This window comes from Kribbella lupini, from assembly GCF_039529595.1.
GTDB classification, from domain to species: domain Bacteria; phylum Actinomycetota; class Actinomycetes; order Propionibacteriales; family Kribbellaceae; genus Kribbella; species Kribbella lupini.
The window spans coordinates 281,800-306,835 of record NZ_BAAANC010000001.1 but is presented as its reverse complement, the minus strand read 5'-3'; the positions used below and the strand labels follow the sequence as shown (position 1 = coordinate 306,835).

Sequence of the window (25,036 nt, the reverse complement as noted above, 5' to 3'; positions counted from 1 at the left end):
CCGCATCGAGATATCCACAGCCGCCCGATCGTGACCGCTTCCGGCCAATCCCCAGATCCCTTGTGTACAAGGCCTTCTCGGCCGAAAACTGTCCGCGGCGTACGGCAGACTGGTCGGCATGGAACAGTTCGAGCAACGACCGGCGTGGTCGATGAGCGGCAGCGAAATGCTGACCGCTCTCGACGACGTGCAGGCCCAGCTCGACCGCCTCCGCACGTACCGCCTCGAACTGCTCGCCGCGATCGACTCCAACGGCCACGCCACGGAGATAGGCGCCCGCGACACCGTCCAGCTGATCTCAACCCGCCACCGCCTCGACCACACCGCCGTACGCCGCGACCTCCGCCTGGCCCTCGCCCTGCCCAAGTACAAGGAGGTCCACGCCGCTCTGAACGAGCCGGAGGACTCAGCACAGCTTGATCCCGACAGCACGCCCGACGATCCCGCGTGCGTCCCTCCCGACCAGAGCACGCCGGATGATCCTGCGTGCGTTCACAGCCATCAGGGCGGGCCTGTGCCTCGTGCGCGCATCAATCCCGGTCAGGCCGACGCCATCGTCACCGCCCTGGAACGGATCCCCAGCTCAGCCCAAGTCCCAGTCGACGACCTGGTCGTCGCCGAGCGGGCGCTCGTCACAGCCGCCGAAGTACTGTGCCCGGCCGAGCTTCGCCTGCTGGGCAAGCGCGTCCGCGACACCCTCGACACCGACGGCATCGAGCCCAACGAGGCCCGAGCCCTGGCGTCCGAGAACCTCTGGCTGAAGCGCGGCGACCTCGGCGTCGAGTTCGGCGGCTACCTGGCCGGCGAACACGCCGAACTGGTGCAGACCCTGGTCTTCGCCGGCGCCAAACCCCACAAGACCCACGACGGCCGACGAGACCCCCGCAGCCGAGGCCGCCGCCAAGCCGACGCCCTCGTCGCCGTACTCACCACCGCCGCCGCAACCGGCACCGCCGCACCACCCCACGGCGGCATCAAGCCCCATGTCACCGTCACCATCGGTTTGGACGCCCTCACGACCGGCACCGGCACGGGTTCCCTGGCCTCCGGCGCCACCCTCTCAGCAGCCACCGTCCGCCGCATCGCCTGCGACGCCGGCGTCATCCCGATGATCCTCGGCACCAACTCCGAACCCCTCGACGTAGGCACCGAACACCGCTTCGTCACCCCAGCAATCCGCCACGCCCTGAACGTCCGCGACCAGGGCTGCATCGTCTGCAGCGCCCCACCCGCCATGTGCGACGCCCACCACCTCACCCACTGGGTCGATGGCGGCGAAACCAGCCTCACCAACCTCGCCCTCCTCTGCAAACGCCACCACATCGACGTCCACCAAGGCCATTGGACCCTGACCACCCACACCGGCCGCCCCACGACAACCCTCCCACCCTGGACAACCCCCGCACCGCACCGCTCACTCTCGACAACCCCCGCGCCGCACCGCCCACTCTCAACAACCCCCGCCCCACACCGCCCATCCGGGACGTCGTCAACCCCACCGCGCCCACCGCCGCCCCGTTCCCAGCCCGCCACTTAGCAGGTGTGAGCGGGCGCCAACACCGGCCGGAGCCTGGCCGTAGCCGTCCTCGAATCGATGTCGACTACGGCTACCCACACCACCCCCGCCGGCGATGCCGCACGCGCTGCTTTCAAGCACGCACGAGCTGCACCGGCGCGGCGGCGGCTACGGCCTGGCGACGCTGTGCATCGGCGTCGGCCAGGGACCGGCGATGGTGAGCCGCCTGGGCACCTCGATGCGCTTCACCGGACGAAGTCCGCGCTGCCGGTCAACCTGATGTGGCCCAGCGATGCGCGGAGCGCGCGGTGCTGCGAGAGGCGTGAGCGGGCTGTGCGCGGAGCCCCCGGCGGTGCGAGGCGGGGGACGGGGTGTGCGCGGCGGTGCCAGGCGTGGTCAGGGGTGTGCACGGAGCCCGCGGCGGCACGCGACGTGGACCGGGTGTGCACGGAGCCCGCGGCGGCACGCGACGTGGACCGGGTGTGCCCGGAGCCCGCGGCGGCACGAGACGTGGACGCGATGTGCCCGGAGCCCGCGGCGGCACGAGACGGTGCCGAGGCGTGGACGGGGGGTGTGCGCGGAGCCCGCGGCGGCACGCGGCGGTGCGAGGCGTGGACGGGGTGTGCGCGGAGCCCGCGGCGGTACGAGGCACGGACGGGGTCGCGGTGGTGCGAGGCGTGGACGGGTGTGGGCGGAGCCCGCGGCGGTGCCCGACGTCTACCGGCAAGGACTGCACCCTGACCACCCAGCCCGCGAACGAGCCAACCTCAGCACGAGCAACCGCACAGGCTTCGGCGCAGCCCCAGAACCTGACTCTCGCGATCATGTACGACCGCTCACCCCGCTCACGCGCGCACCCCAGCGCACCAAGCAGCCGACGTCGTCGAAGCCCACCGCCCTGGGGACGACGCGGGCGGGGTTGCCAACGCACCTGATCCCGTCAAGGATCCATGGCAGGAGACCGACAACCTGGGGATTGACCTTGCGTACGAAGACCACCGCAGCCGTGACCGCCGCCGTGCTGATGCTTGCGGCGGCGGCCTTCGCCGCACCGTCGGCGAACGCCGAGACCACCGCGACTTGCAACCTGACCGCGCCGTACCGGGTCGTCATCGGTCAGCCGTACAAGGAGTTCAAGCTGTACGCCTCGAGCGTCTGCTCGCTGAACGGCGGTTCGTCCGGCTGGGATCTCATTCACCCGAGCCAAGGCAGCCAGGGCGGTGCGTACTTCTTCGGCGGGAGCGCCCAGGAAAGCTGGGACGTCTACGACTTCCACACCATCGGTCTGCACACGTGGCGGCCCTCGGGTGCCTTCGACGGCGCGAGTAACCCACTGACGCAGAACGCCCCGCAGTCCGACATCCGCCTGGCGACCGCGGCCTGGATCTCCAGCAAGCGGACGAGTGACGTGGTGACGCTCACCGGCACCTCATTGCTGTACTCGACCGGGAGCGACAGCTACTTCAAGCGGTCGGCCCAGGGCGCGTTCCAGTTCAAGGAGCGCGGTACGACGACCTGGAAGGGCCTCAAGGCGGTCACCACCAACTCGGCCGGCGTCGCGACCATGTCCTACCGCTACAGCAAGACCCGCGACTACCGCTTCGTCCTCTACACCACCCCGGTCTCCTGGGACCAGGCCAGCGCCACCACGACCCGCTGACCCAGGTCGCCGGCAGCGCCGACTCCCGCTGCGTTCACCACGCTGACCCACGACGCCGCCAGCCCCCACGCCCGCCGCGCTCACAACGCTGCCCCACAGCGCCGCCAGCGCCACTCCCGCGGCGCTCGCCGGGCTGACCCAGCTCAGGCCAGACCGTCGAGGTACGCGACCACGGCCTTCCTGGCCTCGTTACGCCGTATGACGCCGCTGTCGCGGACCTCGAGGTACAGCTCGACCGCGGCTCGGAGCGCGCGCAGGCAGTCGGCGCGATCGGGCAGGGCGACAGTCCGCGCCAGCGCGGGAACCAGCGAAGGTGCCAGCTGCTCAACACGCCGTACGCCGGCCGGCCGATCGGTGCGGGTGGCAACGATCGACGGAACCAGCGCCGCGCTGCGGATCAATCCCAGCCCGTCGACCGCCTCGAACAGTTCGCCCCGGCCGACCTTCGCCGCGACGTAGTGGATCCACACCCAGAACCGGTCCTCGACCCACTGCGCGTCCGGCTGCGGCCAGGCGGCCTGCGTCGCGTCGAGCCGCCGCTGGACGCTGTCGTCGCGCTGCCACAGCACCAGCCCGTCCTCGACCCGCTCGTCGAGATCGCTGAGGCCGATGAACTTGAGGTCGACGTGGATCACCGGCGGGCCGTACAGAGCGATCAGCAACCGCGGTTCGCCCACGTGCTCGCCGGTGAAAGCCACCAGCAACGGCCCGACCGCCGCGGCGAAGTCCTTGGCCTGGGCAACTGTCTCGTGCCGGTACGAATCCGCGCACACGATCACCAGGTCGAGGTCGGACCACTCGTCCGGCTGCCCGTTCGCGACCGAACCGTTGACGAGCACGGCCAGAAACCGTCGGTCACGAGCAGCGGCAGCCACCACGCCGCCCGCCACCCCGCGAAACTGCTCCGGCACCCGATCGATCAACTCACCCACCACGCTCGCCTCTCCAACTCTCGAAGCCGTCGCCCAGCCGCTCGGAACCACAGCCGCTCAGCCGCTCGATCCCCGGCCGCTCGATCCCCGGCCGCTCGGTCCCCGGCCGCTCGGTCCCCGGCCGCTCGATCCCCGGCCGCTCGATCCCTCGATCCCTCGATCCCTCGGCCGCTCAGCCGCTCAGCCCGCTCAGCCGCTCAGCCCGCTCAGCTGCTCAGCTGCTCAGCTGTCATGATCCCAGCCGGCCCGCGACGCGTGCGACCGGATTTCGAGCGTCCACGAGCAGGTGCCGGGGAGACAGCCCACACACCCGCAGGTGGACCCCGAGCGCGCTTCACGGGCCACCAGCAAATGCCGAGGCGACAGCCCACGCACCCACAGGCAGACGCCGAGCGCTTCACGTCCCGCAGTCAGTTGCCGAGGCAATGAAGCAAGCATGACCACGGCGTACGCGAAAGTCAGCACGGCGGTCAGCGACTGGTACGCCGGTCCCGAGGCGACCGGTCCGCGGTTCGCTGACCGGCTGACCGGCTGACCCGCTGACCGGCAGACCGGCTGACCGGCTGACCCGCTGACCGATCATGGCAGCGTTCGCCCTGCTCGGGCGGCGCTGGGCGTTGCGGGTGCCCTCGGAGGCTCCTGCAGGGCCCAGCCGGATTCCGCGCCCTCCAGGAGCGGTGCGACGACGTGTCGTCGGTGGCGGCGAGAGCCGGTGCGGTCTGCGGCCGACCCCGCCGAACACCTCAGCGCTACTCGATGTTCCCCAGCTCCGCGGCGATCGTCGTGGTGTCGCCGTGCCCCGTGTGCACGACCGTGCCCTCGGGCAGCGTGAGCAGTCGCTCGCGGATCGACTTCAGGATCGTCGGCTTGTCGCTGTACGACCGGCCCGTCGCGCCGGGACCGCCGTGGAACAACGTGTCACCGGTGAAGACGGCATCCAGCTCGGCGGCGTACAGGCAGGTCGAGCCCGGGCTGTGGCCCGGGGTGTGGACGGCCTTCAGCGTCGTCCCGGCGACCGTGAACTCAGCCCCGTCCTTGAGGTCGTGATCCGGCAGTTCGTCGTACAAGGCGGACCACAGCATCTGGTCGGCCGAGTTGATCCAGACCGGGCGCTTGAGCACCGCCTGGACGCCGCCGACGGCGTTGATGTGGTCGTTGTGCCCGTGTGTGGCGATCAGCCCGACGACGCGCCGGTCCCCAACAGCTTGCACGATCCGCTCGGCGTCGTGGGCCGCGTCGATCACCAGCACCTCGTGGTCGTCGCCGACCAGCCAGATGTTGTTGTCGACGTCCCAGGTCCCGCCGTCCAGGCTGAACGTTCCGGACGTGACGAGCCGTTCGATCCGGGCGACCATCAGAAGACCACCACCGAGCGCAGCACGTCGCCGTGGTGCATCTTGGCGAACGCCGCCTCGACCTCGTCGAGCGCGATCGTCTCCGACACGAACCGGTCGAGCGGCAGCCGGCCCTGCAGGTGCAGGTCGATCAGCATCGGGAAGTCGCGGCTCGGCAGGCAGTCGCCGTACCAGCTGGACTTGAGCGATCCGCCCCGGCCGAAGAAGTCGAGCAGCGGCATCTCCAGCTGCATGTCGGGCGTCGGTACGCCGACCAGCACGACCGTCCCGGCCAGGTCGCGGGCGTAGAACGCCTGCTTCCAGGTCTCCGGACGACCGACCGCGTCGATCACGACGTCCGCGCCGAAGCCGCCGGTCAGTTCCTGGACCGCCTCGACGACGCCGTCGTGGTCGAGCCCCTTCGAGTTGATCGTGTGCGTCGCACCGAGCTCCTGGGCGACGTCGAGCTTGCGCTGGTCGATGTCGAGCGCAATGATCCGGGCCGCGCCGGCGAGCCGGGCGCCGACGACGGCCGCCGTACCGACGCCGCCGCAGCCGATCACGGCGACCGTGTCGCCGCGGCCGACGTTGCCGGTGTTGACGGCCGCGCCGAGGCCGGCCATCACGCCGCAGCCGAGCAGGCCGGCGACCTCGGGCTTGGCCGCCGGGTCGACCTTGGTGCACTGACCGGCCGCGACCAGCGTCTTCTCGGCGAACGCGCCGATGCCGAGCGCGGGCGACAGCTCGGTACCGTCGGCCAGCGTCATCTTCTGCTTGGCGTTGTGGGTGTTGAAGCAGTACCACGGGCGGCCGCGCAGGCAGGCCCGGCAGTTGCCGCAGACCGCACGCCAGTTCAGTACGACGAAGTCGCCCGGCGCGACGTCGGTGACACCCTCGCCGACGCTCTCCACGATCCCGGCCGCCTCGTGGCCCAGCAGGAACGGGAACTCGTCGTTGATCCCGCCCTCCCGGTAGTGCAGGTCGGTGTGGCAGACGCCGCAGGCCTGAACCTGCACCACCGCCTCACCCGGACCGGGATCGGGGATCGTGATCTGCTCGATCGTGACCGGGGCACCTTTGCTCAGGGCTACGACTCCACGCACTGTCTGACTCATGCGCCCGACGCTAGCCAACGCGACCCACTCGCGTCAGCCCCCGTCCGCGCGTCGGGCCGGGGATTTTCCCCGGTACGCCGGACCGGTGGACGCCTCGGTGTCCCCCGGTCGGGGGACAGCCGGTACGCCGTCCGGTGCTCCCGGCGTACGGCGTACAGCCGCGAAGGTTGACCCATGACCGACAACGACTTGGCAGTGCGGGTCCGCGGACTCGTGAAGCGGTACCCGGACAAGGTCGCCGTCGACGGCGTCGACCTGGACATCCGGCACGGTGAGGTGTTCGCACTGCTCGGCCCGAACGGCGCCGGCAAGACCACGACCACGGAGATCCTGGAGGGGTACCGCCGGGCCGACGAGGGCGACGTACAGGTCCTCGGTGTCGATCCCGCGCGCGCCGACCGGCACTGGCGGGCTCGCGTCGGCATCGTGGCGCAGTCGTCCCGTGACGAGGCCGAGCTGTCGGTCGCCGAGCTGGTCCAGCACTTCGCCGGCTACTACCCCAACCCGCGCGACCCCGCCGAGGTGATCGCGTCGGTCGGGCTGGAGGAGAAGGCCAGGACCCGGACCCGGAAGCTGTCGGGCGGCCAGCGGCGCCGGCTCGACGTCGCACTCGGCGTGATCGGCAACCCGGAGCTGCTGTTCCTCGACGAGCCGACCACCGGCTTCGACCCGGAGGCGCGCCGCCAGTTCTGGACCCTGATCGAGAACCTGCGCACCGGCGGTACGACGATCTTGCTCACCACCCACTACCTGGACGAGGCCGAGCACCTGGCCGACCGGGTCGGCGTGATCGCCGACGGGCGGATGCTCGAGGTCGCGACGCCGGACACGCTCGGCGGCCGCGGCGCCCGGACCGCGCGGGTGTCCTGGCTGGACGCCGACGGCGCGCACGAAGTACGGACCGACGAGCCGACCGCGGAGGTCGCGCGGCTGATGACCCGGTTCGGCGGTGAGGTGCCCGAGCTGCAGGTGCGCCGGCCGAGCCTCGAAGACATCTACCTGGACCTGATCGGCGCCGTTCAGCCGGCCGCCCTCGAAGGAGCAACCCGATGAGCACGACCGCCCCGACCCGCCCGCTGCCGTCCGCCGTACAGGTCGGACTGTCCCGGATCGCGCTGGAGGTGAAGCAGTTCTTCCGCGAGAAGGAGCAACTGCTGTTCACGTTCTTCTTCCCGATCATCTTCCTCGGCATCTTCTCGGCCGTCTTCAGCGGTACCTCCTTCGCCGATGGCGTCGACGCCGCGACGTACTTCACGCCGGGGATGATCGCCTCGGGCATCTTCCTGACCAGCTTCCAGTCGCTGGCGATGACGATCGCGATGGAACGCGACGAGGACCTGCTCAAACGCCTGCGCGGTACGCCGATGTCGCCGCAGTCGTACTTCATCGGCAAGATCGGGCTGGTCCTGTTCACCTCGATCGCCCAGTTCGGGCTGCTGCTGGCGATCGCTGGGCTGCTGCTCGGCGTCGACATCCCGTCGGAGCCGTCGAAGTGGCTGCACTTCATGTGGATCTTCGTGCTCGGTACGGCGTCGGGCTCGGTGCTGGGGATCGCGTTCAGCGTCGTACCGAAGTCCGGCAAGGCCGCCTCGGCCGTGGTGACGCCCGTCGTCCTGCTGCTGCAGTTCATCTCCGGCGTGTACTTCGTCTACAGCAGCCTGCCGGCCTGGATGCGGACGGTGTCGGAGATCTTCCCGCTGAAGTGGCTGGCCCAGGGCATGCGGTCGGTGTTCCTGCCGGACGGGTTCGAGGCGTCCGAGCCCGGCGGTTCCTGGCAGCTCGGCACCGGCGCGATCGTGCTCTCGATCTGGCTCGTCGCCGGCCTGCTCGTCGCTCAGCGGTCCTTCCGCTGGACCCGCCGGGACGCCGGCTGATGGTCGGCCGCCCTTCCGTACGTCGCGTGGCCGAGGATCGCCCGCGCCGGCTGTGGCGGAAGATAGGGGCCATGAAGGCTTCTTCTCGGGTCGAGCAACCGGTCTGGATCCGGACGCTGATCGGCTGGCACGTCGTGTTCTACGCGCTGCTGGTCGTGGTCGCGATCGCCGCGGCGACGTCGTCCGACCTCGGTTCCGGCAAGAAGCTCGCCTACCTGGTCCTGCTGGCGGTGGTGGCGCTGGCGTACTGGTTCGTCGCGATGCCGGCGATGGTCTCGCGGAACGTCGTGCTGTCGAACGTGTACCGGCTGCTGATGATCGCCTGCATCGCCGGCGCGATTGCGATCTACACGCAGTCGGTGTTCGTCCTGTTCATCGTCTCGCCGCAGATCTGGCTGCTGAGCCGGCGCACGGTCGACGCGATCGTGCTGACGCTGGTCCTGCTGACTGCCGTCGGCACTGCCCAGTTGTGGGCCGCCGGGTGGACCACGGACGCCTTCTGGTCGATCCTCCCGTGGATGCTCATCAGCCTGGTCGTGAGCTCGGTGATGGGGATCTGGATCGACCGGGTGATCGCACAGAGCCAGCAACGGGCCGACCTGATCGAGGAGCTGGAGTCGACGCGCGACGAGCTCGCCGCGGCGCACCACTCGGCGGGCGTGATGGCCGAGCGGGAGCGGATGGCGCGGGAGATCCACGACACGCTCGCGCAGGGGATGACCAGCATCGTGATGCTCGCGCAGACCGCGTCGGCCGAGCTCTCACGCGCGCAGACCGGGTCGACGGAGCTTTCGCGCGGCGGTGCCGATGCGGTCGCCGGCCGCCTGAGCGCGATCGAGGACACGGCACGGGAGAACCTCGCCGAGGCGCGGGCGCTGGTGGCCGCGTTCACGCCGGTCGCGTTGTCGGAGGCAACGTTGACCGAAGTACTGCGGCGGCAGGCGGAACGGTTCGCGGCGGAGACGGGCGTCGACGTACAGGTGTCGCTGGACATGCCCGACGAAGAGGTTGCCGGGCTGCCGCAGGGTCAGCAGGTGGTGCTGCTGCGGGCGGCGCAGGAAGCGTTGGCGAACGTACGGAAGCACGCCGGCGCGACGACGGTCCTGATCACGCTGACGATGTCGGCCGACGGGGTCGGGATCTCGGTGTCGGACGACGGGACCGGGTTCGAGCCGTCGGCGGCTGGCTCTGGCTACGGCCTGGCCGCGATGCGCGGGCGGGTCGAGGAGTCCGGCGGAAGCGTGCAGGTGGAGAGCGCGCCGGGGCGCGGAACCCGGATCCAGGTCCTCATTCCTTCGACCAGTCAGGAGAACTCGTGACCGTGCAGGTCGTTCGTCGATGGGTCGGGAGAGCTCGCGTTCTTCCTTCGACCGGTCGGGAGGAGACATCGTGACCGTGCGGGTCCTCGTGGTCGACGACCACCCCATCGTGCGCTCCGGGCTGAGCGGCATGCTCGCCGTCACCGACGACATCGAGGTGGTCGGCGAAGCCGGCGACGGCGAGGAGGCCCTCGCGCTCGTCGAGGCGACCCGGCCGGACGTCGTACTGATGGACCTGCGGATGCCGCGACGCGACGGGGTGTCGGCGACGGGCGCGATCGTGTCGGGCTATCCGGCGACGAAGGTGCTGGTGCTGACGACGTACGACACGGACAGCGACATCCTGCACGCCGTCGAGGCCGGCGCCGCGGGGTACCTGCTGAAGGACACCCCGCATGCCGAGCTGCTGGACGGGATCCGGGCGGCTTCGCGCGGCGAAACCGTGCTGGCGCCGCCGGTCGCGGCGCGGTTGATGTCGAGACTCCGTACGCCGGCGCCGACGGCCGCCGTCCAGCCTTCGCCGCGGGAGTTGCAGGTGCTGGCCGCGGTGGCCCGGGGGTTGAGCAACGCGGAGATCGGGCGCGAGCTGTTCATCGGCGAGGCGACGGTGAAGACACATCTGCAGCGGCTCTTCACGAAGCTGGACGTCGACGACCGGACCCACGCGGTCACGGTCGCGATCGAGCGCGGGTTGTTGCCTTCGCCCCGGAACCGGTGATTGCCGGGCCGACGAGCTGTCGGGCGAGATCTACCGGGTGACCTCGTTGGGCACCGCGCCGCCGTACCGGCGGTCCCGCTGGGCGTAGAGCTCGATCGCCCGCCACAGGTCGCGCCGGTCGAAGTCGGGCCAGAGCGTGTCCAGGAACACCATCTCGGCGTACGCCAGCTGCCAGACCAGGAAGTTCGACGTCCGCTGCTCCCCCGACGACCGCACGAACAGGTCGACCTCCGGAACCTCCGGGTGGTAGAGGTGCCGGGCGATCGTCTTCTCGGTGATCCGGTCCGGTCGAAGCTTGCCCGAGGCAACCTCGTGCGCGATCGACTTCATCGCGTCGGCGATCTCGGCCTGCCCGCCGTAGTTCACGCAGAACTGCAGCGTGATCGTGTCGTTGTGCTTGGTCCGCTCCTGCGCGTACTCGAGCTCGTCGATCACGCTCTTCCACAACCGCGGCCGGCGCCCCGACCACACCACCCGCACGCCCATCGCGTCCAGCTCGTCACGCCGCCGGTGGATCACGTCGCGGTTGAACCCCATCAGGAACCGCACCTCTTCGGGCGACCGGGCCCAGTTCTCGGTCGAGAACGCGTACGCCGAGATGTACTTCACCCCGATCTCGATCCCGCCCTTGATCACGTCCAGCAGCGAGGCCTCCCCCGCCTTGTGCCCCTCGGTCCGCGCCAGCCCCCGCTGCTTGGCCCACCGCCCGTTCCCGTCCATCACGATCGCGACGTGCCTGGGCACCAGGTCCCCCGGCACCGCCGGCGGCCGAGCCCCCGAAGGATGCGGCTCCGGGGCCACCACCTCTCCCCGACGCCCGCTCTCGACAACCCGACGACGACCCAGTGGCGACATGCCGACGATTTTCCCTCATGCCTGCGCGCCGCCGCTCACCAACCCTTGCCCTCGTACTTGAACAGGCAACTTCCCGCCAGTTCCTGGTCCTGCAACAACCTGCAGCCTGTGGACAACCCGACGCGTCGACCACGCCCTGTATGAAACTCTTGCACCGTCCGCAACCCCGCTGCCCCAGGAGCCGTCCCCGCATGACCCGCCGCCTCACCCCCGCAGCCGCCGTGTGCCTGGCCGTGCTCATGGCGTCCTGCACCAACGCCTCCCCAGAAGCGGGCCGCCCGGACACGTCGCCATCGACCTCCTCGACACCTTCACCGTCGCACCCGTCGACTCCGGCGTGGACTGCGGAGGAGCAGCAGGCGATCAGCGCCGCCCAAGCCCGCTACCTGTCCGCGCGGACCGCGATCAACCAGGCATTCCAAGACCCCCGCGCGGCCACCCGCGACAAGCTCCTGAAGGCCGGCAACGGCGATCCCTGGCTGATCTCGGTCATCGGCGATCTGAAGTTCTTCGAAGACCAGGGGTGGTACCAGAAAGGCGACGTGGTCGTGAGCTCGGTGGTCGTCCAGTCGGTCAAACTCGGCGGCGAGCGGCCGGAGGTGCGCCTGACCTCCTGCATCGACAGCTCGAAGACGACCACCATCATCAGGAAGACCGGCAAACCGGTGACCTCCGCCGGCGACGACGGTAAGCGGAAGAAGGCTCAGGCGAAGCTCGTGTTCGCGCCGACATCCGCCAGCCAGTCGAAGGCCTGGTACCTGGTCGAGGAGGAAGGTGCGACCAATTGTTGAGAGCCGCCGCAGCCTTCGCCCTGTCGCTCGGCCTGCTGTCGAGCTTCTGGGCAACGCCGAGCGCAGTGGCCAAAGGCAACCCTCCTCCCGGCTACGAAGAGGTCTGCGTGCAGGCCATGCACACCTGCTACTTCCAACTGAAGTCGGAGGTTGCCGATGACGGGAAGAAGGAATCGGAGCAAAAGCCAGGAAAGGCTCAACAGATCAAGAAGCGCCTCTGCAACTTCGGCGGAGCAGCGCAGGCCTGTACCTCCGAGCTCGGCAACTGGTCCAACACCCACCAGTGCTACCTGCAGCGCATGGATCCTCCCCCGCCGTACAACAGCCCGATCTGGACGGGAAAGGATCTGACCAAGGGCGGAGTCTGGGCCTGCGTGCGCGAACAGGGCTACGACGAGGGGCGCCATCTGGTCACCCGCTTCATCTGGATCCAGGGCGAACCAGACACCGTCATCGTCGACCCGCTGACCCTCGTATACCGCGCCATCGCCGAGATGAAGCTCGCCAAACCCCAACTCCAAACCACCCCAGGCCCCGGGCAGATCGGTCTCGTCAACATGCCCGTCTGGCTCTGGGTCACCAAGTCCGAGAACACCTGGGGCCCGATCACCCGCTCAGCCAGCGTCCCCGGCCTCACCGTAGACGTGAAAGCCCAGGTCAAAGCCGTCAACTGGTCCCTCGGCGACGGCAAGACCCTCCGCTGCGAGACCGCCGGCACGCCGTACAAGACGACGTTCGGCATCAAGGACTCCCCCGACTGCGGCCACCGCTACTTGAAGACGTCCCAAGGCCAACCGACCTGCCAGTACGACGTCACGGCAACCACCCACTGGGACATCACCTGGCAAAGCACCTTGGGCGACACCGGCCAGATCCCCATGACCCAGTCAGCAGGAACTCAGATCCGGATCGGCGAAGCAGTGCCAGTACTGGTAGATCCCGACAGCAACGCTCACGCTCCTGCCGCGCCCAGCACAGCGGGTTGCTGAGCCTGCGCGGCTGCTTCCGAAGAGCACCAAGTGCAACGGATCCCTGGCCCTCGATGAACCAGGACAAGACTCACCACTGACTAAACTCCGCTCATGCCTGGCCCCACGAGCAGCGCACGGATCTATCTCCTGGACGCCGACGAACCACGGATCTCCTCCGATGGTCCGTACGTCGTCGGCCGGACGGCGTACGGGAAGACCTACCGCCCCTGGTGTTCGCAGCGGTCCAGCACGTGCTCGATGCGATGCGCGCCGGCATGGCGGTGAAGGTTTCGCCGCTGCGACCCGAACTGCCGATCGACGAGGCAGCAGACGCGATCGGCATGGCGCGCGACGACCTGCGCGCGTACGTCGCAGAAGGCGCCGTACCTTTCCGGTCAACGGACTCGGTCGACTGGGTGGATCTCGCCACGGTCATCGCCTGGGACAACGACCGCCGGGCAGCCCGGGCGGAGGGGATCCAGGAACTCCTCGAGGAGGACCCCTGGGAGGACTCCACCGAGGACCGCCCGCAAGCATGACCCCCTTCTCGGCGCAGCTCAACCGGAGTTTCGCCGAACGAGTCCACGGACGGACGGTTCAGGAACAAGACCGCGCAGGCGAGGTGACCTGGGGATGACCGGCACTGTCCGGTGCCACGAGGACCGGGCGGAGGTCGACGACCGACAGCGTGGTTGAGCGAGTGAACTGCAAAGGGATGTCGCCCTCCATCCCGCCACCGGTCCAGTGGACGTTCCAGTACGCTGTGGCACCGACCGGGAACTGGCCGCCCTTCTCGCAGCGGGAGGTCTTCACATACTTGTGCCCGCAGGTCGGCGACGCGGGCACCTCCTTCAAAGACTTGCCTTCCATCGCAGAGCGATCGAACGGCGTACCGGCGCCTTTACAACTGACCGTCTCGCCGTCGCCCATCGACCACTCGATCCGGTCCAGCGTTCCTGTGGCCTCGATCGTCACGCCGCCGAGCGTCACCCGCGCAGACAACGGCCCGGTGGTGCTCTCGCCGGGGTCGGTCACCCACATCCAGACCGGCGAGTTCACCACGCCCTCCCGCCGAGCACTCTGCACGAACGGCGACAACCCGAGCTGCGGTGCAACGAAGTTCATCGTCGCCACCACCTGCTGAGCCGCCACCCGTGGATCTATGGTCTGCTGCTCGCCCGGCTCCCTGACCTCCGACTCGAACCGAGCAAGCCCGTCAAGCTTTCCGTCGATGACGCCCAGGAGGTACCAGCACCGGTAGAACTTGGTACCCGGCGGATACTTGGTGTTGTCGGTCAGCGACATCTGTTGCGGCTGTGGTGTCAGGTAGCACCTTGAACCCGGGTCCCAGAACCCGTCCGCGGTCTTGCAGGGAATCTCCTGCCCTTCGAACCGGCAGCCTGTCTTGCTGGCCTTGGTCGTCTTTCCAGGCTTGCCTTCGTCGCCCGGTTGATGAACCTCGTCGTTCACTACCAGCTCGCACAGGCCGCTGAGCTGACTGACGATACAACCAGGTTGTTCCGCCTCCGGTAGCGGATCCGTTGCTGTCGTAGCGAAGGCGCGAGTCGGCGCGGCGACCGCTCCCACCAGGAGCAGAGCGCCGATCAACCGACCCCTCAGCATTTGCCGGGCTTCCTGCTGTGCGGATAGTTCGCCGTCCATGCGCCCGCGACACGCACCATCTTCATCTGGTCGACGAGCTGCGTCGGGGCGTTCGCAGGCCTGACCGGCTTCCCGTCGGGCCCGGTAGTTATCGCTTGCGACGAGTCGACACATGCCTCGACGACAACCTCGTTCACGGCGCCGTCCGGCCCCGGCGTACCGGTCGTCAGAACTTTCGCTCGGACGACCTTCTGCTGGCCGACGCTCCGCCACTTGCGTCCTTTGAAGGTCGCGGCCTGGTTCAGCTCGGCGGCCAACATCGTGCCGCTCGAGTACTTCCTCAGCCCGGTGACGTCCGCACCGCCGCTGCGTCCCATCGCATCCGTCGCAGCGATGAATTGCCGGTAGGCCTCGACCGCTCCGTCTGATCCGGGATGCTCCGACGGAGTGGTGCTCGACGCCGGCGGGACTGACGACGGCGTGAACGGGGGCGGCGTCGCGCTCCCCGACGAACCGCCGTTGCAGGCAGTGAGCGACAGGGCGACCACCACCGCAGCCGTTACCGCCATGACCTGCCTGCGCATACCGCCTCCACACGATGCTGACTACTGACCGTATAACTCTGCCATACGGCCAGTTCCTGGGATTGGGGTTGTCCACAGGGGTGGCGGGGGTTGCAGGTTGTTGCGGATTTGCTGGGTTAGTTGACCGCTTCGGTGCCTGGGAGCGGGGTGGCGGGGGTGGCCGAGAGGTCCAGGTGGCGGAGGGAGCGGAGGCGGTCCAGGTGCCAGGCTACGAAGGCGGCTACCAGGGTGTCGGCTTCTCGGCGGGTTTTGGGGTCGGTGCGTTCGGCGGTGGGCCAGTCGCCGGTGAGGAGGGCGGCCAGCAGGGTGATGGTGGCGGGGGCCGGCATGGCGGAGGCGGGTGGGCGGCAGGCGGTGCAGACCATGCCGCCGGCGGAGGGGTTGAAGGCTCGGTGGGGGCCTTCTTCGCCGCACTTGGCGCAGTCGCCGAAGGAGGGGGCGTAGCCGGAGATGGCCAGGGAGCGCAGGAGGAACGAGTCGAGGATGAGGCGGGGTTCTCGTTCTCCTGAGGAGAGGACTCTGAGGGCTCCGGCGAGGAGGAGGTGTTGTTGGGTTGCTGGTTCCTTTTCCTCTACGACCAGGCGGTCGACTGTTTCGAGGAGGACGGTGCCGGTGGTGTAGCGGGCGTAGTCCGAGACGATGCCCTCGCCGTACGCCGCGATGGAGACGGCCTGCGTGACGACGTCCAGGGTGCGGCCGGTGGCGAGCTGGAGGTCGACGTGGCTGAACGGCTCCAGGCGGGCGCCCCAGCGGGACGTCGTACGGCGTACGCCCTTGGCGACGGCGCGGATCTTGCCGTGCTGGCGGGTCAGGAGGGTGGCGATGCGGTCGGCTTCGCCCAGTTTCTGGGTTCGGAGCACGATGGCTTCGTCACGGTAGAGCGGCACGGGGACAGTGTCTCAAACGGGTCCGACAGTCAGAGCGTCGCGACGTACTCGGCCAGGCCGGTGGGCTTGCGGCCGGTGAGCTGTTCGACGGCGTCGGTGACGGTGCTGAGTTCGCCGCTGGCGATCGCGGCGTACGACGTGACCCAGCCGGCGACCTCCCAGGCGGGGGCGCCGAAGCGTTCGCGGGAACGGTAGGCCTCGTCGAGGGTCTCCGGCTCGTAGCGGATCTTGCGGTCGTACTTCTCGCTGAGGACGGCGGCGGCCGCGGTGAGAGTGAACGCCGTCGGGCCGGTGAGGTCGTACGTCGTACCGGCGTGGGCCGCGGGGTCGAGGAGGACCTGCGTGGCGGCCGCGGCGACATCGTCGCGCAGTACGGCGGCGACGCGGCCGTCGCCGGCCGGGCCGCGGATGGCGTCGTCCTCGCCGACGAATCCGGGGACGAAGTCGAGGTACAGGTTGTCGCGCAGGAAGGTGAAGCCGATGCCGGTCGCGCGGAGGTGCTGCTCGGTGTGCCAGTGGTCGCGGGCGAAGGTGAACGTCGCGTTCGGAGCCGCGCCGACGAACGAGGTGTAGACGATGTGCTGGACGCCGGCGGCGACGGCCGAGTCGATGGTTGCCTTGTGCAAGGAGACGCGGTCGGCGGACTCGGTGGCGCTGAGCAGGAGGAGGGTGTGGACGCCGTCGAGGGCGTCGATGAGGGCGTCGTGCTGCCCGTACGCCGCTTGAGCGACCTCGGCGCCTGCTAGCTCGGGGGCGCGGGCAGGGTCTCTCACCACCAGGCGCTGGCGGACGCCGGCGTCGGCCAGTTGGCGGGCGACCTTCGAGCCGAGCTTGCCGGTGGAGCCCGTGACAGCGATCAACCCCGCGTCGCCCGTCGGGCTCACTTGCCGACCATCTTCAGGGCGGCTTCGTTGTAGCGGGTGCCGGCGGCGGCGTCCGGCGGGAAGGCGTTGTTGAGGGTGGTGAGCTCTTCGGCGGTGAGGGTGAGGTCGGCGGCGGCGAGGTTCTCGGTGAGGTACTTGCGGCGCTTGGTGCCGGGGATGGGGGCGATGTCGTTGCCCTGGGCAAGGAGCCAGGCGAGGGCGAGCTGGCCGGCGGTGACGTTGCGGGCGGCGGCGAGGGACTTGACCTCCTCGACCAGGTCGAGGTTCTTCTGGAAGTTGTCGCCGGTGAAGCGGGGCATCGAGGCGCGCATGTCGTCGGGGCCGAAGTCGGCGGGCGACTGGATCTGGCCGGTCAGGAAGCCGCGGCCGAGCGGGCTGAACGGGACGAACCCGATGCCGAGCTCGCGCAGCGTGGGCAGGACGACGGTCTCGGGGTCGCGGGTCCACAGCGACCACTCGCTCTGGACGGCGCTGATCGGGTGCACGGCGTGCGCGGCGCGGACGGTCTCGCCGTTGACCTCCGAGAGGCCGAGGTAGCGGACCTTGCCGGCGGTGACGGCCTCGGCCATCGCGCCGACGGTCTCCTCGATCGGGACGTTGGGGTCGCGGCGGTGCAGGTACCACAGGTCGACGTGGTCGACGCCGAGGCGGCGCAGCGAGGCGTCGATGGCTTCCCGGGCGTACGCCGGGGTGCCGTTGACGACGTTCGGGATCTGGTCGGCGGCGTTCGCGCGGCTGAAGCCGAACTTGGTCGCCAGCACCACCTGGTCGCGGCGTCCGGCCAGCGCGCGGCCGACGAGCTCCTCGTTGGCGCCGTCGCCGTACACGTCGGCGGTGTCCAGGAAGGTGCAGCCGGCATCGATCGCCGCGTGCACGGTCGCGATCGACTCGGCGTCGTCGCTGGTCCCGTACGACTGGGACATCCCCATGCAGCCGAGGCCGAGGGCGGAAACGGTCAGATCTCCGAGCTGGGATTCACGCATACGTCCGAACTTACCCCGTCCACCTGCCGGTACGACGCCAGCCCGTTCTCAGTCCGCCATCGCGGTGCGGATCTGGATGTCGGAGTGCAGGGTGCGGTGGACCGGGCACTTGCCGGCGATGGCCAGGAGCTTCTCGCGTTGTTCCGGGGTGAGGTCGCCGTCGAGGGTGATGCGCAGGTCGATGCGGTCGAGCATGCCGTTGGTGGTTTCGCAGTCCTCGCAGTCCTTGGCGTGGATGCGGGCGTGGCGGAGCTCGACGGAGACGTCGCGGAGCGGGATCTGCTTGTGGTCGGCGTACATCCGGATCGTCATCGACGTGCAGGAGCCGAGCGACGCGAGCAGCAGGTCGTACGGCGTGGGCCCGGTGTCGCGGCCCAGCGGCACGGGTTCGTCGGCGGTCAACTTATGGCGGCCGGCGACGATCGTCTGGGCGTACGGCGTGCCGTTCTCGCGGACGAGCACGTGGTGGCCCGCCGTCAGCCCGGACGGGACCGGCGGCGCGGGTGTGGTCAGGTACCGCGAGACCCAGGCGCCGATCATCGTCGCGGCGTAGAGGGCGTCGGCGGTCGCGGACAGCGCGTGGTCGGCGCCGTCGAGCGCGATGAACGACTTCGGGTGCCGGGCCGCGACGAACAGGTGGCCGGCGTTCTGGATGCCGACCTGCTGGTCGTTCGGCGCGTGCATCACCAGCAGCGCGGTCCGCGGCGGCGGGATCTCGCCGGCCGGCGCGTTGATCGTCACGACGGCGCGGATCTCCGGGACCAGGTGCGAGGCCGACAGCACGGCGACGCCGCCGAGCGAGTGGCCGATCAGGATCTCCGGCGGCTCGAAGTTCGCGCGCAGGTGGTACGCCGCCAGGACGACGTCCGCGACCGCCCCGGCCGCGCCGATCTCGAAGGCGAGCACGGCGATGCCGGCCCGGGTCAGGACGTCGGCGATCACGTCCACGGACTCCGGCGAGCGGTGCGCCAGTACGGCGTACGCGCGGACCTCGCCGGTGGGCAGCGCCATCAGTGCGTCGAGTGATCCACCCTGCGGCCTGTCCAGCTCCAGCGTGACCTTCGGATCCGTCATGGGACAAGCATCCCTGACTCGTCGAATCCCCAGCCGCATCGACCCACGGTGACGGACAGGTATCGCTGGGTGACAACTGTTGCGCGCAGTCGACAGGGTGCGCAACGAAACCGCATCGGTCGTCGCCGACTTCCTGACGTGACACCGGTCAGTCCGTAAGTTCTCGTCAGGGTTTCACGCGGCGCTGGGGGGTTCTGAAAGATGTTTCTGGGCCGGGCACTGCGGTACCGGTGGTCCCAGGCGGTCGTCCTGGCCGGGGTCAGCCTGCTGATCGGCACGTGCGCCACCTTCGCGCCGTGGTTCTCGCGGTCGGTCGAGCAGACCGTGACGACCGAGATGCTGACCAACCGGCCGCTGGCCGCCGCGTGGCAACTGGAGGCGCTGCCACCACCGACGAGCCGGATCAACAGCAAGCCGACCGCGCCGGAGAAGCTGAAGGACCTCGTACCGGCCGACGTCCGGCCGCTGTTCAGCGCGCCGGTCTACGGCTCGCACGTCGACATCACGTGGATCACCGGCCCGAACGTCACCGACCCGAAGCCGGGCGCCCGGATCGTGTGGCGCGACGGGTACTGCGAGCGGCTCACGCTGACCGCCGGGCGCTGCGCGACCGCGGCCAACGAGGTGGTGGCCTCGTCGGCTGACGTCGACAACCACGACATCAGGGTCGGTCAGCGCCTCGACATCATCCCGGACCAGTACGTCGGCAGCGGCAAACTCACCGTCGTCGGTCTGTACCGGCCGACGGACGCGAAGGACATCTACTGGTTCGGCCGCCCGCCGACCGGGCACTCGTACCCGCAGACCGGCGAAGACCCCGGCAAGCTGGACTACCTGCTGACGGCCCGGGCGACGTTCGATGAGAACGCGTGGGGACACCGCAACACCGTCGACACCCGCCCGCTGCCCGGCCTGACCCGTCTGGACGACCTGGACCGGCTCAAGGCCGCCACCGTGGACATCCAGGCGACAGCCGGCGAACTCCAGACCAACGCCTCCAACACCTCGGCGTTGGCCAGCTTGATCGACTCGATCGATGCCGAACGCAAGCAGGCGGCGACGATCATCCCGCTGGTGATGGTGCAGGTCGCGCTGTTCGGTGTGGTGGTCCTGGCCCTCGCGCTGGCCGCGGTGGTCGACCAGCGCCGACCCGAGCTCGCGGTGGCCAGGCTGCGAGGCTCCAGCGCGCGCAGGGCCGGCCGCGCACTCGCAGTAGAGCTCGGCGCACCAGTGGCGATCGGGATGCTGCTGGGCCTGGTGTCCGGCTTCGGACTGCTGCTGGCCGTCCGGGCGACCTGGCTCAACGGCGGGTCTCCGCTCGAGTTCCACTGGACGGTCCCGGCCGCCCTGGGACTGGCCCTGCTGATCGGCCTGGCTGTCGTGGCCTGGACCGTACGGTCGATCGCCAACCAGCCGATCTCCACGCTGCTGCGTCGCGTGGTGCCGCGCCGCCGCGGCAGGACAGTGGCGGCCGTGGACGTCGCGATCATCGTTCTCGCGACCGCCGGACTGGTCGGTGCGCTGACCGGAGGCGGCCGCGGTCCGCTGCCGGTTCTCACCCCGACCCTGCTCGCACTGGCTGTCGGCCTGACCTTCGCTCACCTGCTGCTCCCGGCCGCCGCCATGATCAGCCGACAGGCCCTGCGTGCCGGGCGTCTCGGACTCGCGCTCGGCGCCCTCCAGGTCTCACGCCGGCCCGCGGTGACCCGCATCGTGGCGGTCGTCGCCGTCGCGACTGCCCTGGTGTCGTTCGCGGGTCAGGCCGCCTCCGTTGCCGCCGGCAACCGAGACACCCGCGCCGGGTACGAGGCCGGCGCTGCCGGCGTACTGGATGTCAGCCCTGGCAGCCTCGGCGACCTGACCAAGGTCCTCGACAGCCTGGACCGCGACCGGCAGTGGCTCTCCCCCGTCGTCATCGGTACGACGACCGCTCCGGACTCGTTGCGCACCATGATGATCGAGCCGGACAGCTTCCGCCGGGTCGCGTTCCGCGGTGACGAGCTGACGGACCCGGAGGGTTTCGCCCAGCTCACCGCGCCGCGGGAGCCGGCTCCGGTCGAGCTGCGCGGCGACGAACTGCGCGTCACGGCCGGTACCGGCCCGATGAAGCCGGTCGTCCCCGAGACGATCGACGGCACCCCGCCGCCGGACCAGGACCCCGCGAAGTCGGTGATCCTCCAGGCCACGGTGGTCAGCCTCCGCGACGGCGGCCGGTACGTCGCCAGCTTCCCGCCGCTGCCGCTGGTCCCCGGGCGCACGCTCGACCTCACCACCGACATCCCCTGCGGGGGCGGCTGCCAGTTGCTGCGGATCGGCATCGCCCGCGGCCTCGACGACCAGTCCGGCATCGAGGGCGACGTCACGATCAGCAAGCTCGGCACCGCCGAGAAGCCGGCCCTCCCACTCGGCAAGGCTTCCGACTGGGAGGAGATCCCGCAGCTCAGTGAGAACACCGGCGCGATCATCGCGAAGGACGGGCCGGCCGGCGGGCTCACCCTGCACGTCACCAGCATCGCGCTGGAGACCGTGCTCCAGCACGGCTCCGTCCCGCCGCTGGTGCCCTCGTTGGTGACCCGCGGCTACCCGCGGTCGGACAACCTGACGGTGCCCGGCCTGGACGGGATCGCGTTCCGGATCAAACCGGTCGATCGGCTCACGGCACCGATCAACCGCTACCCCGAGCGGTCCGCGGTGGTCGATCTCGAGACGATGCGCCGGCTGGGCGGGACCGTTGCCCTGCCCAGCATGTCGTTCGAGGTCTGGCTGAACGAGGAGGGCGTGGCCCGGGCCGACGACGCGATCGCGGCGCTGCGGAAGGCCGGGTTCCAGGCGCAGCTGATCGACCGCAGCGCCGACCGCGAGGCGGCGTACGGGCGTTCGGCCAGTGCGCTCGCGCTGCAGCTGACGCCGGTGATCGGGGTGGCCGGCTGGTCGCTGGCGATCATCGTGCTGCTGCTGATGGTCGTCACCTCGTGGCGCTCGCGGGCCCAGGACTACGCGAGCCTCAGGATCACCGGCGTACCGGCCTCGACGACCGGGCGGGCCGCTCGGTGGGAGCAGACCGGACCCGTCGCACTGGCGGTGCTGCTCGGTTCGATCTGTGGAGTGGTCGGTGCGAAGGTGGCGCTGCCGCTGATCCCGCTGTTCGCCGAGACCGCCGAACCGTCGCCGATCCCGCTGGACCTGGGCACCAACTGGGCCGTCGCGGGCGTGCTGTGGCTGATCGGGACCGTCGTCCTGACCGTGACCACAGTGCTGCTCGGCTCCGGTGTGAACCGCCGGGCCGGCTACAGCCGGATCAAGGAGGAGCTGTCATGAGCGGGCTCGCGATCAGTACCAGCGGACTGGTGCACATCTACCGCAGCCAGGGCCACGACGTCGCCGCGCTGTCCGGCATCGGGATCAACGTCCGGCCGGGTGAGCTGGTCGGCCTGCTCGGACCGTCCGGTGCGGGCAAGTCGACGCTCCTGCAGCTGTGCGGTGGCCTGCTCACGCCGAGCGCCGGCCGGCTGCACATCGGCGACCACAACGTCGCCACGATGACCGAGGCCGAGCTGGACCGGATGCGCGCGGCCGATGTCGGCATCGTGCTCCAGGGGGCTGGGCGGAACCTGATCCCGTACCTGACGCCGATCGACAACATCCGGTACGCACAGGGCGCCGCGCCGCGCGACCGGGAACTGCCGTCGCCGGAGGAGGTACTCGAGCTGGTCGGCCTGGCGCGGCAGGCGAAGGCGCCGCTCGGGACGCTCACGCCGGGGCAGATCCAGCTCACCGCTGTCGCGGTCGGCATCGCCACCTTCCCGGGGCTGCTGCTGGCCGACGAGCCGACCAGCCAGCTCGATCATCAGGCGCGCGACGAGGTGCTCGCGGCGATCTCCACCATCAACCGGACGACCGGCATGACGGTTCTGCTGATCACCCACGACCCGGATGTCGCTGCGGCGCTGCCGCGGACGATCACCATCCGGGACGGGCGGATCGCGTCCGAGGGGCGGTCCGGTGAGGAGTTCGCTGTGGTCGCCAGCGACGGATCGCTGCCGCTGCCGCCGCACGTGGCCGACCTGCTGCCGCCGGGGACTCTGCTCCGGGTCACCACCACCGAGGACGGCGAGGTCCGGCTCAGCCCGGTCGAGCAGGAGGGGTCCCAATGAGCAGCGAGCAGGGCATCACCGCCACCGGGCTCCCAATGAGCAGCGAGCAGGGCATCACCGCCACCGGGCTCACAGTCGTGTACGGCGAACTGGTGGCCGTCGCGGACGTGTCGTTCCGGGTGCCGCCGGGCTTCGTGCTGGCGGTCAGCGGGCCGTCCGGCGCGGGCAAGAGTTCGTTGCTGTGGGCACTGGCCGGCGCCGTCGCGCCGCAGTCGGGCACGGTCGAGCTGGACGGCGTACCGGTGGTGGACCGGCCGGGGGCGTCCAAGCAGGGCGTCGTACTGATCCCTCAGGGCAACGGACTGGCGCGGGTGCTCACCGCACGGGAGAACCTGGCGCTGCCATTGCTTGCCGAGGGCAAGAAAGATGTCGACCACGTGATCGCCGAGGCGCTCACCGCGGTGGGCCTGGAGGAGAGCGGCGACCACCTCGTCGAGGAGCTGTCCGGCGGCGAGCAGCAGCGCGTCGCGGTCGCCCGCGGGCTGGCCCAGCAGGGCCGCGTCGTACTGGCCGACGAGTCCACGAGCGAGCTCGACAGCACCAACCGCGAGCGCGTCCTGGACCTGCTCCGCCAGGAGGCCGAACGCGGCGCCGCGGTCATCATCGCCACCCACGACCCGAACGTAGCAGCCAGCGCCGACGGCCACGCCACCATGGACGAGGGCCACCTCAGCTGGCAACGCCGCCTGTAGTCACTCCGTCGCACCTGGGGCATGGCGTTCGAGTTCGTGGAGTTCTTCGGCGAAGGTGAAGCCGAAGCGGGTGTTGACCTTTTGCATCGGGGTGTTGGACTGGGCGGTCCAGGTGTGCAGGAGGGTCTGGGTGGTGCGGTGGTCGGCGAGCTGGGTGAGGTTGGCGAGTTTGAGGTGGGTGCCGAGGTTGTGGCCGCGGTGGTCGCGGAGGACCAGGGTGTCGTCCTGCAGGGCGTTGTCGGGGTCGCCGGGCATCAGGTAGATGAGGGTGTAGCCGGCTGGGGTGCCGTCGGTGGTGTGGGCCATCGTGACGAGGGCGAGGTAGTTCTTGGCCATGCGCTCCTCGTTGGGGCGTAGGCGCTCGACGGTCCACGGTTCGGGGTGGCGGGTCATCTCGCCGGAGGGGACGTCGAGGTCCATCGCGGTGCGCAGGTCGGCGTACGCCTGGAGGTGCTCCTCGGGGCATGGGCCGGCCCAGGAGGTGAGGCGGTAGCCGGTGAGGTCGCCTGCGTCTTTGGTGAGTTGCGCCAGGCGGTCGGCGTCGTACGGGAGCGGTACGACGAAGTGGTCCTCGATGTTGCCGATGGTGAAGCCGAGGCCGGCGGCGAAGGCGCTGCCCGGCCAGGGGTCGCTGGTTGCGGGGACGCCGAGCTCGGCCTGGAAGATGGTGCGGCCGAGCTCCGCCGCGCGGGCTGTTGCCCAGCGCCACAACATCGTGCCGGCGCCGCGGCGGCGTTCGGCCGGTGGGACGTCGATCTCGACCTCGACGGTGTCGGGGTCGCCGATCAGCGGGTACTCGAACAGCATCGCGCCGACCAGGCGGTCGCCGTCGAACGCGCCTACCGGGATGCGGCGCTTGGCCGGGCCCGGGTTCTGCAGCGAGAAGGTCAGTGCCTCGCGGTTGGCGACGACGGCGGCCGGGCGTTGGTCGACGGCAGCCGCGTGGAAGGCGTCGTACCAGCTTCCGAACGTCGGCTCGTCGAACGGGTCCACCTCGCGCACGGAGATCATCCGCCGAGCCAACCAGCTCGACCCCTACAACACCACCTATTTCTCCCCCGCCCCCGTGCCCTGCGGGCATGGGGGCGGGG

22 protein-coding genes are annotated in these 25,036 nt (G+C 69.9%); 12 read left to right on the top strand and 10 right to left on the bottom strand.

Features of this window, described 5'->3' with window-relative positions; all coding sequences use genetic code 11:
* Nucleotides 1-118: 118 nt before the first annotated feature.
* Together ABD235_RS01465 and ABD235_RS01460 are read left to right on the top strand one after the other, a co-directional pair.
* Entirely contained in the window at nt 119-1,537 is a 1,419-nt protein-coding gene (locus tag ABD235_RS01465) for an HNH endonuclease signature motif containing protein (protein ID WP_344168062.1), read from the top strand.
* Between the two features lie 961 nt (nt 1,538-2,498).
* Nucleotides 2,499-3,176, top strand: coding sequence for a hypothetical protein (locus tag ABD235_RS01460; RefSeq protein ID WP_344168060.1), 678 nt, complete (start codon nt 2,499-2,501; stop codon nt 3,174-3,176).
* Nucleotides 3,177-3,319: 143 nt separating this feature from the next.
* Here the strand turns inward: ABD235_RS01460 and ABD235_RS01455 are convergent, their stop codons facing one another.
* From ABD235_RS01455 to ABD235_RS01445, 3 genes are all read right to left on the bottom strand, one after another.
* Complete coding sequence (locus tag ABD235_RS01455; RefSeq protein ID WP_344168057.1) at nt 3,320-4,108, bottom strand: aminoglycoside 6-adenylyltransferase; 789 nt, start codon at nt 4,106-4,108, stop codon at nt 3,320-3,322.
* A 749-nt stretch (nt 4,109-4,857) separates the two neighbouring features.
* Entirely contained in the window at nt 4,858-5,463 is a 606-nt protein-coding gene (locus ABD235_RS01450) for an MBL fold metallo-hydrolase (protein WP_344168054.1), read from the bottom strand.
* Nucleotides 5,463-6,557, bottom strand: a complete 1,095-nt coding sequence (locus ABD235_RS01445) for an S-(hydroxymethyl)mycothiol dehydrogenase (protein ID WP_344168051.1) — start codon at nt 6,555-6,557, stop codon at nt 5,463-5,465. Before ABD235_RS01445 ends, ABD235_RS01450 begins: the two co-directional genes overlap by 1 nt.
* A 174-nt stretch (nt 6,558-6,731) precedes the next feature.
* Here ABD235_RS01445 and ABD235_RS01440 point away from each other — a divergent pair, with 174 nt between their 5' ends.
* The 4 genes from ABD235_RS01440 to ABD235_RS01425 all read left to right on the top strand — a co-directional run bounded on the left by ABD235_RS01440 (nt 6,732) and on the right by ABD235_RS01425 (nt 10,468).
* Nucleotides 6,732-7,610: an ABC transporter ATP-binding protein gene (locus tag ABD235_RS01440; protein WP_344168048.1), complete on the top strand. Its 879-nt coding sequence runs from the start codon at nt 6,732-6,734 to the stop codon at nt 7,608-7,610.
* The gene (locus ABD235_RS01435) at nt 7,607-8,431 is read left to right on the top strand and encodes an ABC transporter permease (RefSeq protein WP_344168045.1); all 825 of its coding nucleotides are present in this window, start codon (nt 7,607-7,609) and stop codon (nt 8,429-8,431) included. Before ABD235_RS01440 ends, ABD235_RS01435 begins: the two co-directional genes overlap by 4 nt.
* Nucleotides 8,432-8,502: 71 nt before the next feature.
* On the top strand, nt 8,503-9,750 hold the full coding sequence (locus tag ABD235_RS01430; RefSeq protein WP_344168042.1) for a sensor histidine kinase: 1,248 nt from the start codon (nt 8,503-8,505) through the stop codon (nt 9,748-9,750).
* Nucleotides 9,751-9,769: 19 nt separating this feature from the next.
* Nucleotides 9,770-10,468, top strand: coding sequence for a response regulator transcription factor (locus tag ABD235_RS01425; RefSeq protein WP_344168039.1), 699 nt, complete (start codon nt 9,770-9,772; stop codon nt 10,466-10,468).
* Nucleotides 10,469-10,498: 30 nt separating this feature from the next.
* Here ABD235_RS01425 and ABD235_RS01420 read toward each other — a convergent pair whose 3' ends face one another.
* Nucleotides 10,499-11,323 (bottom strand): isoprenyl transferase, encoded by an 825-nt coding sequence (locus ABD235_RS01420; protein WP_344168036.1) that lies wholly within the window; start codon nt 11,321-11,323, stop codon nt 10,499-10,501.
* Nucleotides 11,324-11,340: 17 nt separating this feature from the next.
* Here ABD235_RS01420 and ABD235_RS01415 point away from each other — a divergent pair, with 17 nt between their 5' ends.
* The 3 genes from ABD235_RS01415 to ABD235_RS01405 all read left to right on the top strand — a co-directional run bounded on the left by ABD235_RS01415 (nt 11,341) and on the right by ABD235_RS01405 (nt 13,624).
* Entirely contained in the window at nt 11,341-12,114 is a 774-nt protein-coding gene (locus ABD235_RS01415) for a hypothetical protein (protein ID WP_344168033.1), read from the top strand.
* Nucleotides 12,108-13,103 carry a hypothetical protein gene (locus ABD235_RS01410; RefSeq protein ID WP_344168030.1) on the top strand — a complete coding sequence of 332 codons (996 nt, stop codon included), beginning with the start codon at nt 12,108-12,110 and terminating at the stop codon, nt 13,101-13,103. The genes ABD235_RS01415 and ABD235_RS01410 overlap by 7 nt, the downstream gene beginning before the upstream one ends.
* 212 nt (nt 13,104-13,315) lie before the next feature.
* Nucleotides 13,316-13,624 carry a hypothetical protein gene (locus ABD235_RS01405; RefSeq protein WP_344168027.1) on the top strand — a complete coding sequence of 103 codons (309 nt, stop codon included), beginning with the start codon at nt 13,316-13,318 and terminating at the stop codon, nt 13,622-13,624.
* 58 nt (nt 13,625-13,682) lie between these two features.
* Here the strand turns inward: ABD235_RS01405 and ABD235_RS01400 are convergent, their stop codons facing one another.
* The 5 genes from ABD235_RS01400 to ABD235_RS01380 all read right to left on the bottom strand — a co-directional run bounded on the left by ABD235_RS01400 (nt 13,683) and on the right by ABD235_RS01380 (nt 19,099).
* A complete protein-coding gene (locus ABD235_RS01400) occupies nt 13,683-14,861 on the bottom strand; it encodes a hypothetical protein (RefSeq protein ID WP_344168024.1) in 1,179 nt (392 codons plus the stop codon).
* 526 nt (nt 14,862-15,387) lie between these two features.
* Nucleotides 15,388-16,158 carry a DNA repair protein RecO gene (recO, locus tag ABD235_RS01395; RefSeq protein WP_344168021.1) on the bottom strand — a complete coding sequence of 257 codons (771 nt, stop codon included), beginning with the start codon at nt 16,156-16,158 and terminating at the stop codon, nt 15,388-15,390.
* A 29-nt stretch (nt 16,159-16,187) separates the two neighbouring features.
* Nucleotides 16,188-17,042, bottom strand: a complete 855-nt coding sequence (locus tag ABD235_RS01390; protein ID WP_344168018.1) for an SDR family oxidoreductase — start codon at nt 17,040-17,042, stop codon at nt 16,188-16,190.
* Complete coding sequence (locus ABD235_RS01385) at nt 17,039-18,025, bottom strand: aldo/keto reductase (protein ID WP_344168015.1); 987 nt, start codon at nt 18,023-18,025, stop codon at nt 17,039-17,041. Before ABD235_RS01385 ends, ABD235_RS01390 begins: the two co-directional genes overlap by 4 nt.
* A 48-nt stretch (nt 18,026-18,073) precedes the next feature.
* Nucleotides 18,074-19,099, bottom strand: a complete 1,026-nt coding sequence (locus tag ABD235_RS01380) for a bifunctional alpha/beta hydrolase/OsmC family protein (protein ID WP_344168012.1) — start codon at nt 19,097-19,099, stop codon at nt 18,074-18,076.
* 201 nt (nt 19,100-19,300) lie between these two features.
* Between ABD235_RS01380 and ABD235_RS01375 the strand changes: the two genes are divergently transcribed.
* The 3 genes from ABD235_RS01375 to ABD235_RS01365 are packed head-to-tail and all read left to right on the top strand — an operon-like array spanning nt 19,301 to nt 23,945.
* Nucleotides 19,301-22,417, top strand: coding sequence for an FtsX-like permease family protein (locus ABD235_RS01375; RefSeq protein WP_344168009.1), 3,117 nt, complete (start codon nt 19,301-19,303; stop codon nt 22,415-22,417).
* Nucleotides 22,414-23,253: an ABC transporter ATP-binding protein gene (locus ABD235_RS01370; RefSeq protein WP_344168007.1), complete on the top strand. Its 840-nt coding sequence runs from the start codon at nt 22,414-22,416 to the stop codon at nt 23,251-23,253. Before ABD235_RS01375 ends, ABD235_RS01370 begins: the two co-directional genes overlap by 4 nt.
* Nucleotides 23,250-23,945 (top strand): ATP-binding cassette domain-containing protein, encoded by a 696-nt coding sequence (locus ABD235_RS01365; protein ID WP_344168005.1) that lies wholly within the window; start codon nt 23,250-23,252, stop codon nt 23,943-23,945. Before ABD235_RS01370 ends, ABD235_RS01365 begins: the two co-directional genes overlap by 4 nt.
* Here the strand turns inward: ABD235_RS01365 and ABD235_RS01360 are convergent, their stop codons facing one another.
* Nucleotides 23,946-24,956 carry a GNAT family N-acetyltransferase gene (locus ABD235_RS01360; RefSeq protein WP_344168003.1) on the bottom strand — a complete coding sequence of 337 codons (1,011 nt, stop codon included), beginning with the start codon at nt 24,954-24,956 and terminating at the stop codon, nt 23,946-23,948. It lies immediately after the preceding gene.
* Between the last annotated feature and the right edge of the window lie 80 nt (nt 24,957-25,036).